12 protein-coding genes, 4 tRNA genes and 1 riboswitch are annotated in these 13600 nt (G+C 57.9%); of the genes, 4 read left to right on the top strand and 12 right to left on the bottom strand.

Annotated elements, in window-relative coordinates; all coding sequences use genetic code 11:
* Positions 1-355: 355 nt before the first annotated feature.
* Positions 356-432, bottom strand: a tRNA-Arg gene (locus ODQ19_RS27050).
* A 323-nt stretch (positions 433-755) separates the two neighbouring features.
* Here ODQ19_RS27050 and ODQ19_RS27045 point away from each other — a divergent pair.
* The 3 genes from ODQ19_RS27045 (at position 756) to ODQ19_RS27035 (ending at position 1891) form a co-directional block, all read left to right on the top strand.
* Positions 756-983, top strand: coding sequence for a hypothetical protein (locus tag ODQ19_RS27045; protein WP_116668285.1), 228 nt, complete (start codon positions 756-758; stop codon positions 981-983).
* Positions 984-994: 11 nt separating this feature from the next.
* Entirely contained in the window at positions 995-1174 is a 180-nt protein-coding gene (locus ODQ19_RS27040) for a PA3371 family protein (protein ID WP_330211721.1), read from the top strand.
* Positions 1175-1564: 390 nt separating this feature from the next.
* On the top strand, positions 1565-1891 hold the full coding sequence (locus tag ODQ19_RS27035; protein ID WP_003193592.1) for an Arc family DNA-binding protein: 327 nt from the start codon (positions 1565-1567) through the stop codon (positions 1889-1891).
* Positions 1892-1992: 101 nt separating this feature from the next.
* Here the strand turns inward: ODQ19_RS27035 and mgtE are convergent, their stop codons facing one another.
* The 8 genes from mgtE to ltaE all read right to left on the bottom strand — a co-directional run bounded on the left by mgtE (position 1993) and on the right by ltaE (position 9740).
* Entirely contained in the window at positions 1993-3435 is a 1443-nt protein-coding gene (mgtE, locus tag ODQ19_RS27030) for a magnesium transporter (RefSeq protein WP_003193593.1), read from the bottom strand.
* A 348-nt stretch (positions 3436-3783) separates the two neighbouring features.
* Positions 3784-3860, bottom strand: a tRNA-Arg gene (locus ODQ19_RS27025).
* A gap of 72 nt (positions 3861-3932) precedes the next feature.
* Positions 3933-4009: transfer RNA gene (locus tag ODQ19_RS27020), tRNA-Arg, on the bottom strand.
* 108 nt (positions 4010-4117) lie between these two features.
* Positions 4118-4208 (bottom strand) — tRNA-Ser (locus tag ODQ19_RS27015).
* A 62-nt stretch (positions 4209-4270) separates the two neighbouring features.
* Complete coding sequence (csrA, locus tag ODQ19_RS27010) at positions 4271-4459, bottom strand: carbon storage regulator CsrA (RefSeq protein ID WP_003175645.1); 189 nt, start codon at positions 4457-4459, stop codon at positions 4271-4273.
* A gap of 174 nt (positions 4460-4633) precedes the next feature.
* Positions 4634-5875, bottom strand: coding sequence for an aspartate kinase (locus ODQ19_RS27005; protein ID WP_003193595.1), 1242 nt, complete (start codon positions 5873-5875; stop codon positions 4634-4636).
* Between the two features lie 95 nt (positions 5876-5970).
* Positions 5971-8589 (bottom strand): alanine--tRNA ligase, encoded by a 2619-nt coding sequence (alaS, locus tag ODQ19_RS27000; RefSeq protein WP_330211720.1) that lies wholly within the window; start codon positions 8587-8589, stop codon positions 5971-5973.
* A 146-nt stretch (positions 8590-8735) separates the two neighbouring features.
* Positions 8736-9740: a low-specificity L-threonine aldolase gene (gene ltaE / locus ODQ19_RS26995; protein ID WP_330211719.1), complete on the bottom strand. Its 1005-nt coding sequence runs from the start codon at positions 9738-9740 to the stop codon at positions 8736-8738.
* Positions 9741-9929: 189 nt separating this feature from the next.
* Positions 9930-10099: riboswitch (FMN riboswitch) on the top strand.
* A 100-nt stretch (positions 10100-10199) separates the two neighbouring features.
* Between ltaE and ODQ19_RS26990 the strand changes: the two genes are divergently transcribed.
* Positions 10200-10709 carry a 6,7-dimethyl-8-ribityllumazine synthase gene (locus ODQ19_RS26990; RefSeq protein ID WP_003193604.1) on the top strand — a complete coding sequence of 170 codons (510 nt, stop codon included), beginning with the start codon at positions 10200-10202 and terminating at the stop codon, positions 10707-10709.
* A gap of 133 nt (positions 10710-10842) precedes the next feature.
* Here the strand turns inward: ODQ19_RS26990 and astE are convergent, their stop codons facing one another.
* From astE to astB, 3 genes are read right to left on the bottom strand one after another with little or no spacing between them, the layout of a single operon-like run.
* Positions 10843-11847, bottom strand: coding sequence for a succinylglutamate desuccinylase (gene astE, locus ODQ19_RS26985; protein WP_330211718.1), 1005 nt, complete (start codon positions 11845-11847; stop codon positions 10843-10845).
* Between the two features lie 11 nt (positions 11848-11858).
* Positions 11859-12146 carry a hypothetical protein gene (locus tag ODQ19_RS26980; protein ID WP_003175651.1) on the bottom strand — a complete coding sequence of 96 codons (288 nt, stop codon included), beginning with the start codon at positions 12144-12146 and terminating at the stop codon, positions 11859-11861.
* Between the two features lie 26 nt (positions 12147-12172).
* On the bottom strand, positions 12173-13519 hold the full coding sequence (gene astB / locus ODQ19_RS26975) for an N-succinylarginine dihydrolase (RefSeq protein WP_330211717.1): 1347 nt from the start codon (positions 13517-13519) through the stop codon (positions 12173-12175).
* Between the last annotated feature and the right edge of the window lie 81 nt (positions 13520-13600).

Raw genomic sequence — 13600 nt, 5'->3', positions numbered from 1 at the left:
CTTGCTGTCAAGTGGTTATTTTCAGAAGTTTTCGAAGATTTCTTCAACAACTTCAACCACTTGCGCTTGCGATCTCTCGTAAGCGGGAGGCGAATTCTACAGGGATCGCCATGAACGTCAACCCCCTTATCTTGAAAAAAGCGAAACACTTACTTACCCCATAAAAACCAGAGTGCCTCACCGCTCCTTCTATATAGAAGGAGCGCACAGCCTAGGGGCGTGAATTATCCCCTACCCACACAAATGCACCTGGGTCGCAACCGAAATAAGCGCGGCTGAGACCTGCACAAGCGAGGAACGAGAATGACTGTTTGCTGAGACAGGCGAATACCAAGAGGGGAAAGCTTTACAGAGATGGTGTCCCAGGGCCGGTTCGAACGGCCAACCTTCCCCTTAGGAGGGGGATGCTCTATCCAATTGAGCTACTGGGACAAATGCCAAACGCTTATCCAGAAAGGCTAGCGACAGACGGCGTGCATCTTAACGGCCGAGGCCGGTTTTGTCATGTCGTCCGTTGGCATTTTGAATGTAGGCCGATCCTTGCGCACGCATTCAAAGCCTCCTTCAGCCACCAAGGCTTCTATGGCCATCGTGCAAATTGCACTGCACCCATATGCCATCATTGCAAACTGCAACCCTACAACCCCAAAAAACAAAGCTAACTCTTTGTTTTTATTGATCCAATAGATTGGCACGACACCTGCAAAGTCATAAACACAAAACCAACCGTTCCAGGCACCGTGGAGACAATGACTATGAACAGCGCCCTTCTACTAGCACTAAACGCTGTGGCACTGGCCGCGGTGGTGACGTTTCATTTTCAGCCGACCAATACTGAAGACGGCGCGCAAATCAGCCAAGCCATTCCCCACCATCTGCAACAGCGCCCTCAACTGGCACTGATGACTGCCAACCCCCAGCCCCCCATCCGCCTGACCCAAGATACCCAATCTGCCCCAGCGGCCGAGCATTGGGTTTTCTGAGAACATTATTCATGTCCAAATCTGCTTGGTTATTTCTGTGCCTGACCCTCATGTCCGTCGCACTAGGCCTGGGAGCCACCTCACAACAAGTCCAAACCCTAGCCTTCGTCGCAAGCGCCGTGCTGGGCAGCCTACTGATAATGGCACTCATCAAGGGTCGCCGAATCAAATTCGATCCACTCCTTCGCTAGCCCTCCCCCTTCTTCCCTACCTTATGTCGCCTGACACTCCTAAATAGGCGAACAACTACTAACCTTAAGCTTGAAGGCAAAGGGCCATATCGCTATAGGACGGGCGCCCTCCAACCCAGATGCCGCGAAGGCTTTGGGCGGGGATTGACGAGCTTCGCCCCAGTCCTGGGAAATTTTTCCAACCAGTCCGCAAAAACGCAAATCAGTACTGGCATAAAGCCTGTAGGCGGTTCAATATTTGTCACAGAATTGACGCCAATGAAATGTCAAATCTGAGGCATGATGCGGCCTCTTTGCAATTCGGGTTGAACTTTGGTCGTGAGCCTTGTCTTAACACTCATCTTGCGGCCAATTCCAGAAACCGCTCCCCTGAACTAACCGGTTAAATATATGCGCCCATTGAAACAGGCAATTTATTCCAGCCGTACGGCTGACAAATTCGTCGTACGTCTGCCAGACGGAATGCGGGAACGCATTGCCGAGGTGGCTCGCAATCATCACCGCAGCATGAACTCCGAAATCATCGCACGCCTGGAACAAAGCCTTATTCAGGAAGGTGCCTTGGGTGAAGAGTTGAGCATGCGCCTGGACAGCCCCGAGCTGTCACTGCACGAACGCGAACTGCTGCAGCGTTTTCGTCAGCTCTCCCACCGCCAGCAAAATGCTCTCGTCTCGCTTATCGCGCACGACGTGGAGGCGGCCGCAGAAGCCAATTGATTGACACCTGAAAGCCGAAGCCAGCCCTGTGCTGGCTTTTTTTTGCGTGGAGTTTGGGAATAAGAAGCAAAGCGAGGGCAGGTTTGCCCCCGCAGGAAAGGTCAGAGCAGGAAGATCGTTGCCAGGCCCAGGAAGATAAAGAAACCACCACTGTCAGTCATGGCCGTGATCATCACACTGGCACCCATGGCAGGATCACGTCCCAGACGCGCCAAGGTCATGGGAATCAAGACCCCCATCAAGGCCGCCAGCAACAGGTTTAGGGTCATGGCTGCAGTCATTACCACGCCCAGGGACCAACTGCCGTAAAGCAAGTAGGCCACCACGCCAATCACGCCGCCCCACACCAATCCGTTTATGAGGCCAACAGCCAGCTCCTTGCGCAACAGCCGCGAGGAATTGGCGGTACTGACCTGGTCCAGCGCCATGGCGCGCACGATCATGGTGATGGTCTGGTTCCCGGAGTTCCCGCCAATGCCCGCCACAATCGGCATCAACGCCGCCAAGGCCACCAGCTTCTCGATGGAGCCTTCAAACAACCCGATCACGCGAGAAGCGATAAACGCGGTAATCAGATTAATAGCCAGCCAGGCCCAGCGGTTATGCAGTGAACGCCAGACCGACGCGAAAATATCTTCCTCTTCACGCAAACCCGCCATGTTGAGGACTTCGGTTTCACTTTCCTCACGGATCAAGTCGACGATTTCATCGATGGTCAGACGACCGATCAACTTGCCGTTCTTATCCACCACCGGAGCCGAGATCAAGTCGTAACGCTCGAACGCCTGGGCCGCGTCGTAGGCATCTTCGTCCGGATGGAAGCTCACGGTATCGCTGGCCATCAGGTCAGCAACTTTCTTCTCCGGATCATTGACCAGCAGGCGCTTGATCGGCAAAACGCCCTTGAGGATCCCCTCATAGTCGACCACAAACAATTTGTCGGTGTGACCGGGCAATTCTTTGAGACGGCGCAGGTAACGCAACACCACTTCCAGGCTGACGTCTTCGCGGATGGTGACCATCTCGAAGTCCATCAGGGCGCCGACCTGATCTTCGTCGTACGACAGCGCGGAACGCACACGCTCACGCTGCTGCGTATCGAGCGCCTCCATCAACTCATGGACAACGTCACGGGGCAGCTCAGGGGCCAGGTCAGCAAGCTCGTCCGCATCCATCTCCTTGGCGGCAGCCAGGAGCTCGTGGTCATCCATGTCGGCGATGAGCGTTTCACGCACCGAGTCCGATACTTCCAGAAGGATGTCACCGTCACGATCAGCCTTGACCAACTGCCACAGGGTCAGTCGGTCATCCAACGGCAAGGCTTCAAGAATATAGGCGACGTCGGCGGAGTGCAGGTCATCGAGCTTGCGTTGCAACTCGACGAGGTTTTGCCGGTGAACCAGGTTTTCGACGCGGTCGTGGTTCGGACCTTCCTGGCGGTGCGTGAGGTCTTCGACCACGCGCTGGCGCTGCAGCAGCTCGATAACTTGAGCCAGACGATCCTGCAGGCTTTCTTGTGTCTTCTTTACTTCTACTTCGGTCATAGGCGAACTCCACTCCCAGCAGCGGGGCACGCCGGAAGGATCAATCAGTCAATTCATGATTGGTAAAACGGGGTACTGAGTAACTACTGGGTAAGTCCATGGAGGTATTCCACAAGCCCCGGCGGGGCTGACGGGCGCATGATACACCGCCCGGACGTTTTAAACGTTAAAAAACTGGAAAGAACAAGCGCTTGCACGCCAAAGCTCAGTATTGGCTGCATCTATGAACTGCGACGACGCAGGCGCAGGGGAAAACACATGAGGAGGGAGAAAAAGGAGGACGCCGGATAAAACCTACACAAACCCCAGACGGCAAAAAGCCCGCACTAGGCGGGCTTTTTGTTTGTATGGTGCACTCGACAGGATTCGAACCTGTGACCGCTCGGTTCGTAGCCGAGTACTCTATCCAGCTGAGCTACGAGTGCAGATTGTGTTTTTAGACCAGATCACAACTGGTTGAAGCCAAGCTACCTGCATCGCTGCAACTAACTCTTAAATGGTGCACTCGACAGGATTCGAACCTGTGACCGCTCGGTTCGTAGCCGAGTACTCTATCCAGCTGAGCTACGAGTGCATTTGTTGCCGCGCATTATAGGCCGTTCAATCTCTATGTAAAGCTATTTTTTCGAGTATTTTCAACAACTTACCGAAAAAACCAGATTGCAACGTACTAAGCAAATAATGGCGGAGAACGGGGGATTCGAACCCCCGACACCCTTTTGAGGTGTACTCCCTTAGCAGGGGAGCGCCTTCGGCCACTCGGCCAGCTCTCCGCAACACGGGGCGTATATTAACCACGTTCCTCCCCGTTTGCAAACATAAAAAACGATAAAAATTAAAGGCTTGGTTCTTCGTCCTTCTCTTTCTTGATCCGCAGGTAGATTTCCTCGCGGTGGACCGCCACCTCTTTCGGAGCATTAACCCCAATACGTACTTGATTGCCTTTGACGCCGAGCACGGTCACGGTGATTTCGCCATCACCGATAATCAGGCTTTCTGCGCAACGACGAGTCAGAATCAGCATACCTTTCACCTCACGCATTTCAGTTCAGGAACAACAGTCTGCAAAAAAAAAGCATTCAACCTACAGCCAAAAGGTCGTAGCCCTACTCGCTAAGTATTGTCGAGCCCATGCAAAAGACCATGTACCCCACAAAAAAATGAAAGGCGCGGTAAACCGCGCCTTCCTGGCAACGCATCACTCGCCCTGTCGGGCCGGAGCATCCAACTCAAAAGCGGTATGCAGCGCGCGTACAGCCAGTTCCAGGTACTTCTCTTCGAGCACTACCGAGACTTTGATTTCCGAGGTGGAAATCATCTGGATATTGATACCCTCTTTGGCCAGGGCCCCGAACATACGGCTGGCAACGCCAGCATGGGAACGCATGCCCACCCCTACAATCGACACTTTGGCAATCTTGGTATCGCCAACCACTTCACGGGCGCCAATCTCGCTCGCAGTGTTCTGCAGGATTTTTAATGCCGCATCGTATTCGTTGCGGTGCACGGTGAAGGTGAAATCGGTGGTGTTATCGTGCGAAACGTTCTGCACGATCATGTCGACTTCAACATTCGCATCGCTGACAGGACCCAGAATCTTGAAAGCCACGCCGGGGGTGTCTGGCACGCCACGGATCGTCAGCTTGGCTTCATCGCGATTGAAAGCGATGCCGGAAATGATCGGCTGTTCCATGGATTCCTCTTCATCAATAGTAATGAGGGTGCCCGGACCCTCCTTGAAGCTGTGCAATACGCGCAGCGGAACGTTGTACTTGCCGGCGAACTCCACCGCACGAATCTGCAACACCTTGGAACCAAGGCTGGCCATTTCCAGCATTTCTTCAAAGGTGATCTTGTCCAGCCGCTGGGCCACTGGCACGACGCGTGGGTCAGTGGTGTAGACGCCATCCACATCGGTATAGATCTGGCATTCGTCAGCCTTGAGCGCTGCCGCCAAGGCCACACCGGTGGTGTCCGAACCGCCACGACCCAGCGTGGTGATGTTGCCGTGCTCATCCACGCCTTGGAAACCCGCTACAACTACCACGCGCCCTGCTTTCAGATCAGTACGAATTTTCTGATCATCAATTTGCAGGATCCGCGCCTTGGTATGTGCGCTGTCTGTAAGAATGCGCACCTGGCTACCAGTGTAGGACACCGCTGGCACGCCACGCTTGTTCAGCGCCATGGCCAACAGCGCAATGGTCACCTGCTCGCCCGTGGAGACGATCACATCCAGCTCACGCGGCAGCGGCTGTTGATCACCGCTGATGGCCTTGGCCAGATCGATCAGGCGATTAGTCTCGCCACTCATGGCCGACAGCACCACTACCAGGTCATCACCGGCATCGCGGAACTTCTTAACCTTGTCGGCGACCTGCTCGATTCTTTCGACAGAACCGACCGAGGTGCCTCCAAATTTCTGTACGATCAAAGCCATTTCCAAGCCGCCTCAGCCCGTAAAGGGGCGCCTAATATCCAATCCACCTGCACTGAACAAGCCCGTGACTAGACCACGGGCCGATTAACAGTGCCTTAAATACCTGCCTCGACAAATGGCACGGTCAAGGCCAGCGCCGCGTCCAGCGCTGCGGCATCAACACCACCGCCTTGCGCCATGTCTGGACGACCACCGCCCTTGCCGCCCACTGTCGCAGCGGCTTGCTTCATCAAATCACCGGCTTTGAGTTGGCCAGTCAGGTCCTTGGTTACACCAGCCACCAGAACGACCTTATCCTCATGGACACTGCCGAGCAGGATCACTGCGCGGCCGAGCTTGTTCTTCAACTGATCGACCAAGGCCAACAGCGCCTTGCCATCCTGGCCGTCCAGGCGCGCCGCCAGGACTTTTACGTCCTTGACGTCAACCGCCGCTGCCGACAGGTCATCGCCCGCAGCACTGGCCGCCTTGGCCTGCAACTGCTCAAGCTGTTTTTCCAGCGCACGGTTGCGCTCCAGCACGGCGGACAGCTTGTCGATCAGGTTGTCGCGGCTGCCCTTGACCAGGCCGGCCGCTTCCTTGAGTTGTTCTTCGGCTGCATTGAGATAAGCCAGGGCCGCAGCACCGGTCACCGCCTCAATACGACGCACGCCTGAGGCCACACCGCCTTCGCTGATGATCTTCAGCAGGCCGATATCGCCGGTGCGGTTGGCGTGGATGCCACCACAGAGCTCTACCGAGAAGCTGCCGCCCATGCTCAGTACGCGGACTTCGTCGCCGTACTTCTCGCCAAACAGCGCCATGGCGCCTTTGTTCCTGGCGGTCTCGATATCGGTTTCTTCGGTTTCAACCGGGGTGTTCTTGCGAATCTCGGCGTTGACGATGTCTTCCAGGGCCTTGATCTGCTCAGGCTTGATCGCTTCAAAGTGGCTGAAGTCAAAACGCAGGCGCTGGCTGTCCACCAACGAACCTTTTTGCTGCACATGCTCACCCAGTACCTGGCGCAGGGCGGCGTGCAGCAAGTGAGTGGCCGAGTGGTTCAACGCCGTGGCATGCCTTACATCGGCATCGACCTGAGTGTCTACCGGTGCGCCCACGGTCAAGTTGCCGAGCACCAGCACACCGTGATGCAGGAAAGCCCCGCCGGTCTTGGTGGTGTCGCGCACGTCGAAACGACCGGATGTCGAGCTGAGGAAACCGCAATCGCCAATCTGGCCACCCGACTCGGCATAAAACGGCGTCTGGTCCAGCACCACAACCGCCTCTTCACCTTCGCTCAACACGTCGACCGACTTGCCGTCTTTATAGATGGCGACGATCTTGGCCGAGCCCGCAGTCGCCTTGTAGCCGGTGAACTCGGTCGGTACGTCAACCTTGACCAGGGTGTTGTAGTCCAGGCCAAAGGAGCTGGCCGAACGTGCACGCACGCGCTGGGCTTCCATCTCACGCTCGAAACCGGCTTCGTCGACGGTCAACTCACGCTCGCGGGCGATGTCGGCAGTCAGGTCCATCGGGAAACCATAGGTGTCGTACAACTTGAACACCACATCACCCGGCACCACGGTGCCTTTGAGCTCAGCCAGGTCCTGCTCCAGGATTTTCAGGCCGTGCTCCAGGGTCTTGGAGAACTGCTCCTCTTCAGCCTTGAGCACACGCTCGATGTTGCCTTGCTGTTGCTTGAGTTCCGGGAAGGCATCGCCCATCTCGGCAACCAGCGCGGCCACGATCTTGTAGAAGAAGCTGCCGGTAGCGCCCAGCTTGTTACCATGGCGGCACGCGCGACGGATGATGCGACGCAGCACGTAGCCACGGCCCTCGTTGGACGGCAGCACGCCGTCGGCGATCAGGAAGCCGCAGGAACGGATGTGGTCCGACACGACCTTGAGCGAAGACTGGCCTTCATTGGCGCAGCCAATGGCCGCCGCCGAGGCGCTCAGCAGGTTGGTGAACAGGTCTATCTCGTAGTTGGAGTGAACGTGCTGCATCACCGCACTGATCCGCTCCAGGCCCATGCCGGTATCCACCGACGGTGCCGGCAGCGGATGCAACACGCCATCGGCGGTGCGGTTGAACTGCATGAACACGTTGTTCCAGATCTCGATGTAACGGTCGCCGTCCTCTTCCGGCGAGCCTGGAGGGCCACCCCAGATATCGTCGCCGTGATCATAGAAAATCTCGGTGCACGGGCCGCACGGGCCGGTATCGCCCATGGTCCAGAAGTTATCGGACGCGTAGGGCGCGCCTTTGTTGTCACCGATACGGATCATGCGCTCGGCAGGTACACCGATTTCCTGGGTCCAGATGTCATACGCTTCATCGTCCGTCGCGTACACGGTGACCCAGAGCTTTTCCTTGGGCAGCTTCAGCACGCCGGTGAGGAAGGTCCAGGCGAACGTGATCGCGTCTTTCTTGAAATAGTCACCGAAGCTGAAGTTACCCAGCATCTCGAAAAAGGTGTGGTGACGGGCGGTGTAGCCGACGTTTTCCAGGTCACTGTTCTTGCCGCCGGCGCGTACGCACTTCTGGCTGCTGGTGGCGCGAGTGTAGGCGCGCTTTTCCTGGCCCAGGAAGCAGTCCTTGAACTGGTTCATCCCCGCGTTAGTGAACAGCAGGGTTGGGTCATTGCCTGGGATCAAGGAGCTGGAGGCTACACGGGTGTGACCTTGCTCTTCGAAGAAGCGAAGGAAGGCTTCACGGATTTCTGCGCTTTTCATTAGGTTCTTCCACGGAGGCTGCGGCCAAAGGCCAGTGCGCAACATCATCAGACGGAGCGACGGCAAAGGGCCGCATTATATCGGCCCTTTGCCGGTGGTACAGCGTGTTTATGTGATAGAAACAGTCAATTAGACGGCCTGCACTGTCATTTCTGCGAAAACGCGACGAATGTCTGCAGCACTTGCTCGATCTGCGCCCGACTGACGTCCAGATGAGTGACCATGCGCAAGCGCGGCGCGGCGCTCAACTTGACCCCACGCTCGGCAGCAAAGGCCTTCAGCGCCTGCGCCTGATCGCCTACCTGCACATACACCATATTGGTCTGCACCGGTTCGACGCTGTAGCCAGCCTTGCGTAACTCATCACCCAGCCATTGCGCGTTGGCATGGTCGTCAGCCAGGCGCTGTATCTGGTGGTCCAGGGCATACAACCCCGCCGCCGCCAGGGAGCCGGCCTGGCGCATGCCGCCGCCGACCATCTTGCGCAAGCGCCGAGCCTTGGCGATCAGCGCCGCCGAACCACACAGCACCGAACCGACCGGCGCGCCGAGGCCCTTGGACAGGCACACCGACACCGAATCGAAGTGCTGGGCGATTTCTCGCGCGTCCACCCCCAGCTTGACTGCCGCGTTGTAAAGGCGGGCGCCATCCAGGTGCAGGGCCAAGCCGTGTTCTTGGGTAAATGCCCGGGCCTTGGCCAGGTAATCCAGCGGCAGCACTTTGCCCTGCATGGTGTTTTCCAGCGCCAGCAGGCGTGTGCGGGCGAAGTGGAAGTCGTCGGGTTTGATGGCTGCAAGCACCTGATTCAGATCAAGGGAGCCATCAGCTTGAACTTCCAGGGGCTGCGGCTGGATCGACCCCAGCACCGCAGCACCGCCGCCTTCGTATTTGTAGGTGTGGGCCTGCTGGCCGACGATATATTCCTCGCCGCGCTCACAGTGAGCCATCAACGCCAGCAGGTTGCTCATGGTGCCGGTGGGTACGAACAGCGCCGCGGCAAAGCCCAGGCGCTTGGCCAGCTCGGCCTCCAGGCGGTTGACGCTGGGGTCTTCGCCGTAAACATCATCGCCGCTGACGGCGCTGGCCATTGCGTCGAGCATGCCGGGGGTAGGTTGGGTCACGGTGTCGCTGCGCAGGTCGATCACGGTCATCAGGGGGCCTCTAACGGAGTGGATAAGTCCTTTTGTGTGTGATTACTGCGGGCAAAGCCACGGAATATCAAGCCCCTATTGCATTCATTCGAATACCAACCAATCAAACCGATATAAGTTATCGAGACGGCAGCCGTGCAGTTTTCGAAAAACCATGTTAAAAACTCTCCGCCGCCAGGGTTCTGGCGGTAACGTTCTCAGGGCGGGGTGCAATTCCCCACCGGCGGTAATTGCACGCAATGTGCATAGCCCGCGAGCGCTTGGCGCCTCGAACTGCTCAGGCAGGACGGCGACAAGGTCAGCAGACCCGGTGTGATCCCGGGGCCGACGGTCATAGTCCGGATGAAGAGAGAACGGGATTGGCACCTAAGGGCCGCGCGCCTGTTTGTTGCGCACGCGTACCCTTAAATCCCATTCGATTCATAACGCCCTGTTTTTTTCTTAAACAGGAGTCAGAACATGCAACCCACCGCAATCGACAGCAAAAGCAAAAACCATCACGGCGAGCGCGTCGCGTTTATCCAGGCCTGCTGGCACAAGGATATTGTCGACCAATCGCGCAAAGGCTTCCTCGCCGAAATGATCGCCCAGGGTTATCAGGAATCGGACATCGACTTCTTCGAAGTCGGCGGCGCCTTTGAAATGCCCCTGCACGCCAAGCTGCTGGCCAAGACCGGCCGTTACGCCGGCATCGTCGCTGCCGCGCTGGTGGTGGACGGTGGCATCTACCGCCACGAATTCGTCGCGCAATCGGTGGTCAGCGGCCTGATGCAGGTGCAGTTGGAAACTGAAGTGCCTGTGTTCTCTGTATCCCTGACGCCGCACCACTTCCATGCCGGCAGCGAGCACACCACGTTCTTCTACGAGCACTTCGTGCACAAGGGCCAGGAAGCCGCGCGCACCTGCGCCGATACGCTGCACAAGGTACGCGCGATCCGTCGTAGCGAGCCGCGGGCTGTAGCGGTCTAAATCCAAGCATCACCGCAAACCAGTGTGGGAGCTGGCTTGCCTGCGATACAGACACTTGGGTGTCTCAGTGATACCCAGGTGTCTGTATCGCAGGCAAGCCAGCTCCCACATTTGATCGAGCCAGCCTCGGCTCTTAGGCCAGGCCTGCATCCGTGGTTGGCACGATCAATATCCCGGCGCGCAAGCCGTTCTTCACCTTAGGGTTGGGGAAGATGATGCGGGCGCCCTCCTCCTCGATCACCCAGCGGGTCTTGGCTACGTCTTCGGCCAGCAGGTAGCCTTTTTCCAACTCCGAAAAGTTTTCCACATCGGCGGGCAGGTGCATCAGGAAGGCGTCGCTGTGCTTGATCACTTCCCGCGCAACGGCGAAGAGTTGCAGGCCGTCGAGGCTGCCGGTCTCAGGCTCGTCGCCCTCGATGATCTGCTTCAGACGCGCCTCCAGGCGCGACACGTCCACACCGTCGTTCTGCCCGAACGGGCGCGCCTTGCCCAACTCCAGGGTGAAAGCCTCGGCGCCGAGTTGCTCATAGGTAAACGCGGTGAAGGTAATCGAGGTTTTGTTCTGCAGCAGCACCGCCTGCATGCCGGCCGCGTTCAAGCGCTCCAGCTCACGGCGCGAATGCTGTCGGTCTTCCTTCCACGGGTACAACGCGAACTGCTCGATTTTCGAACCACGGATCGCGGTATGCAGGTCGTAATGCAGGCGCGAGCGGCCTGGCAGGCTGAAAAAGCTGCGGGCCAATTGCTCAAGCTCGGCGGCGCGCATGGCTTCGGGGCCGATGTTTTGTTCATGACGGCCGTTGAACAGCCGGTTGACGTCCAGTTCGAGGTAACGCTCACCGCGGCGCATGGCCTCGGTATTACCGAACAGGAACAGAATACGAGTGCGGGGTTTGATCTGCCCGCGGGCGATGCCATGCAACAGGCGGTCGAGCAGTTCGATCGGCGCGGTTTCGTTGCCATGGATGCCGGACGACAGCAGCAAGTCGCTGCCGTTGTCCAAAGCTTCAGGAGGACGCACTTCAAGCGCGCCTTCGCTGAGCCAGCGCATCTGCACGCCGTCGACAGTCAGTTGAATTTTTTGCGCCGGTTCACGACCGGCGAGGGTCAGTTCAAGCAGTTTGCCGAGGGCGAGCATAAGCAGCTTCCTTAGTGGTTGCAGCCTGGGCCGTGGACGTGATCGTCGTCGTCACCTTCAACGTCGGCCGGTTCCATTTCCAGTTGCAGGCTCATCAGGTTGGTGGCCAATGGGCGCATCAGCAGGTTGGCGTACTCGGCGTCGCCCTCTTCTACGTCTACGCCAATCAGCAGTTGGCCGCGGCCATCGTGCTGGATCCAGATCTCCTTGCCCTGCCAGACCACGGCGACGCGGGTGCAGGAGGTTTCCAGCTGGGTGCCGTCGGTGTCTTCAAGGATGAGTTTCAGGGTGTCGGTCATAAATAAAATATCTCAGCCGTGTGGCATTAATTGATCTGGAAAGGATAAACCGAGCCCAGTTTAAGGATTTGCGTCAGTTCATCCAATGCCGTCCGGCACTCAAGCAGCAATTGCGGGTCAGCCAGGTCGGTTTCGCGCAGGCTGTCGCGGTAGTGCTTGCCCACCCATTGGGTCAGGGTTTCGTACAACGGCGCGGTCATGATAACCCCTGGGTTCACGGCCGCCAGCTCGGTTTCGTTCAACGCCACGCGCAGGCGCAGGCACGCCGGCCCACCGCCATTCTGCATGCTTTGCTTGAGGTCGAAGACCTTGACTTCGCGGATCAGCCCGCCGGAAGCAGTCAAGCCCTGCAGGTACTGCCACACGCGCTCATTGGCGCGGCACTCTTCCGGCACGATCAGCAGCATCGAACCATCAGGACGAGTCAGCAACTGGCTGTTGAACAGGTAGGAACGCACCGCGTCCTCGACACTGACCAACGCGCGAGGCACACACACCGACTGGAAGTTGCCGCCCAGCTTGCCCAACTTGCCGTGCAGTTCGGCGAGCATCTGCTCGGTGTTGAGGAACGCATCCTCGTGATAGAACAGTACTTCGCCATTGCCCACCGCGATCACATCGTTGTGGAACACTCCCGCGTCGATCACCGCCGGGTTCTGCTGGGCGTAGACCACACCGCCATCCTTCAAGCCATGCAGGCGCGCAACGGCCTGGGAGGCTTCGAGGGTCTGGCGCGCCGGGTACTTCTGCGGGGCCGGGTAACGAGGGTCGAAAGCACTGCGGCCGAAGACAAAAAACTCGACGCCCGCCTCGCCGTACTCACGACAGAAACGCGTGTGGTTGGCCGCGCCTTCATCGCCAAATTGCGCCACGGCCGGCAAAGCGGCGTGGTGAGCGAAATGCTTGCCATCGGCGAACATCGCCCCCAGAACGCGGCTGGTGGTGGGGTGCTCGATACTGCGGTGGTATTTGCAATTGAGGTTGGCGGCGGTGAAATGCACGCGGCCGTCTGCGGTGTCGGCGCTTGGGCTGACGGTGGCGGCGTTGGCTACCCACATGCTGGATGCCGAGCAGCTCGCTACCAGCAACGGCATGGCCTGCCTGGCAGCCTGCTCAATCACCTGGGCGTCGGTGCCGCTGAAACCCAAGCTGCGCAAGGCGGCCACATCCGGGCGTTCCTGAGGCGCCAACACACCTTGCACAAACCCCATGTCCATCAGGGCTTTCATTTTCTGCAGGCCCTGCAACGCCGCTTCCTTCGGGTTGGAAGACTGCTGGCTGTTGCTTTGGGACGCGACGTTGCCAAAGGACAAACCGCCGTAGTTATGGGTCGGCCCCACTAGACCGTCAAAATTGACTTCACAGGATTTCATCGGCGAGGCTCCACGAACATCTGTTTTTATAGGCATCAAATCACTTGAATACACCACAGATCCATTGTGGGAGCGGGCTTG

Origin of the sequence: Pseudomonas sp. AM4(2022), from assembly GCF_036346515.1 — a bacterium.
Taxonomy (GTDB): domain Bacteria; phylum Pseudomonadota; class Gammaproteobacteria; order Pseudomonadales; family Pseudomonadaceae; genus Aquipseudomonas; species Aquipseudomonas paracarnis.
Note: the sequence above shows the minus strand (reverse complement) of the source record. Positions and strands in the feature narration are given on the sequence as shown.

Excerpts from the sequence above, each read along its gene's own strand:
- mgtE (WP_003193593.1), bottom strand. The coding sequence starts at position 3,435 with ATGACCGAAGTAGAAGTAAAGAAGACACAAGAAAGCCTGCAGGATCGT.
- alaS (WP_330211720.1), bottom strand. The coding sequence starts at position 8,589 with ATGAAAAGCGCAGAAATCCGTGAAGCCTTCCTTCGCTTCTTCGAAGAG.
- ltaE (WP_330211719.1), bottom strand. The coding sequence starts at position 9,740 with ATGACCGTGATCGACCTGCGCAGCGACACCGTGACCCAACCTACCCCC.
- ODQ19_RS27005 (WP_003193595.1), bottom strand. The coding sequence starts at position 5,875 with ATGGCTTTGATCGTACAGAAATTTGGAGGCACCTCGGTCGGTTCTGTC.
- ODQ19_RS27045 (WP_116668285.1), top strand. The coding sequence starts at position 756 with ATGAACAGCGCCCTTCTACTAGCACTAAACGCTGTGGCACTGGCCGCG.
- astB (WP_330211717.1), bottom strand. The coding sequence starts at position 13,519 with ATGAAATCCTGTGAAGTCAATTTTGACGGTCTAGTGGGGCCGACCCAT.
- ODQ19_RS26980 (WP_003175651.1), bottom strand. The coding sequence starts at position 12,146 with ATGACCGACACCCTGAAACTCATCCTTGAAGACACCGACGGCACCCAG.
- ODQ19_RS26990 (WP_003193604.1), top strand. The coding sequence starts at position 10,200 with ATGCAACCCACCGCAATCGACAGCAAAAGCAAAAACCATCACGGCGAG.
- astE (WP_330211718.1), bottom strand. The coding sequence starts at position 11,847 with ATGCTCGCCCTCGGCAAACTGCTTGAACTGACCCTCGCCGGTCGTGAA.
- csrA (WP_003175645.1), bottom strand. The coding sequence starts at position 4,459 with ATGCTGATTCTGACTCGTCGTTGCGCAGAAAGCCTGATTATCGGTGAT.
- ODQ19_RS27035 (WP_003193592.1), top strand. The coding sequence starts at position 1,565 with ATGCGCCCATTGAAACAGGCAATTTATTCCAGCCGTACGGCTGACAAA.
- ODQ19_RS27040 (WP_330211721.1), top strand. The coding sequence starts at position 995 with ATGTCCAAATCTGCTTGGTTATTTCTGTGCCTGACCCTCATGTCCGTC.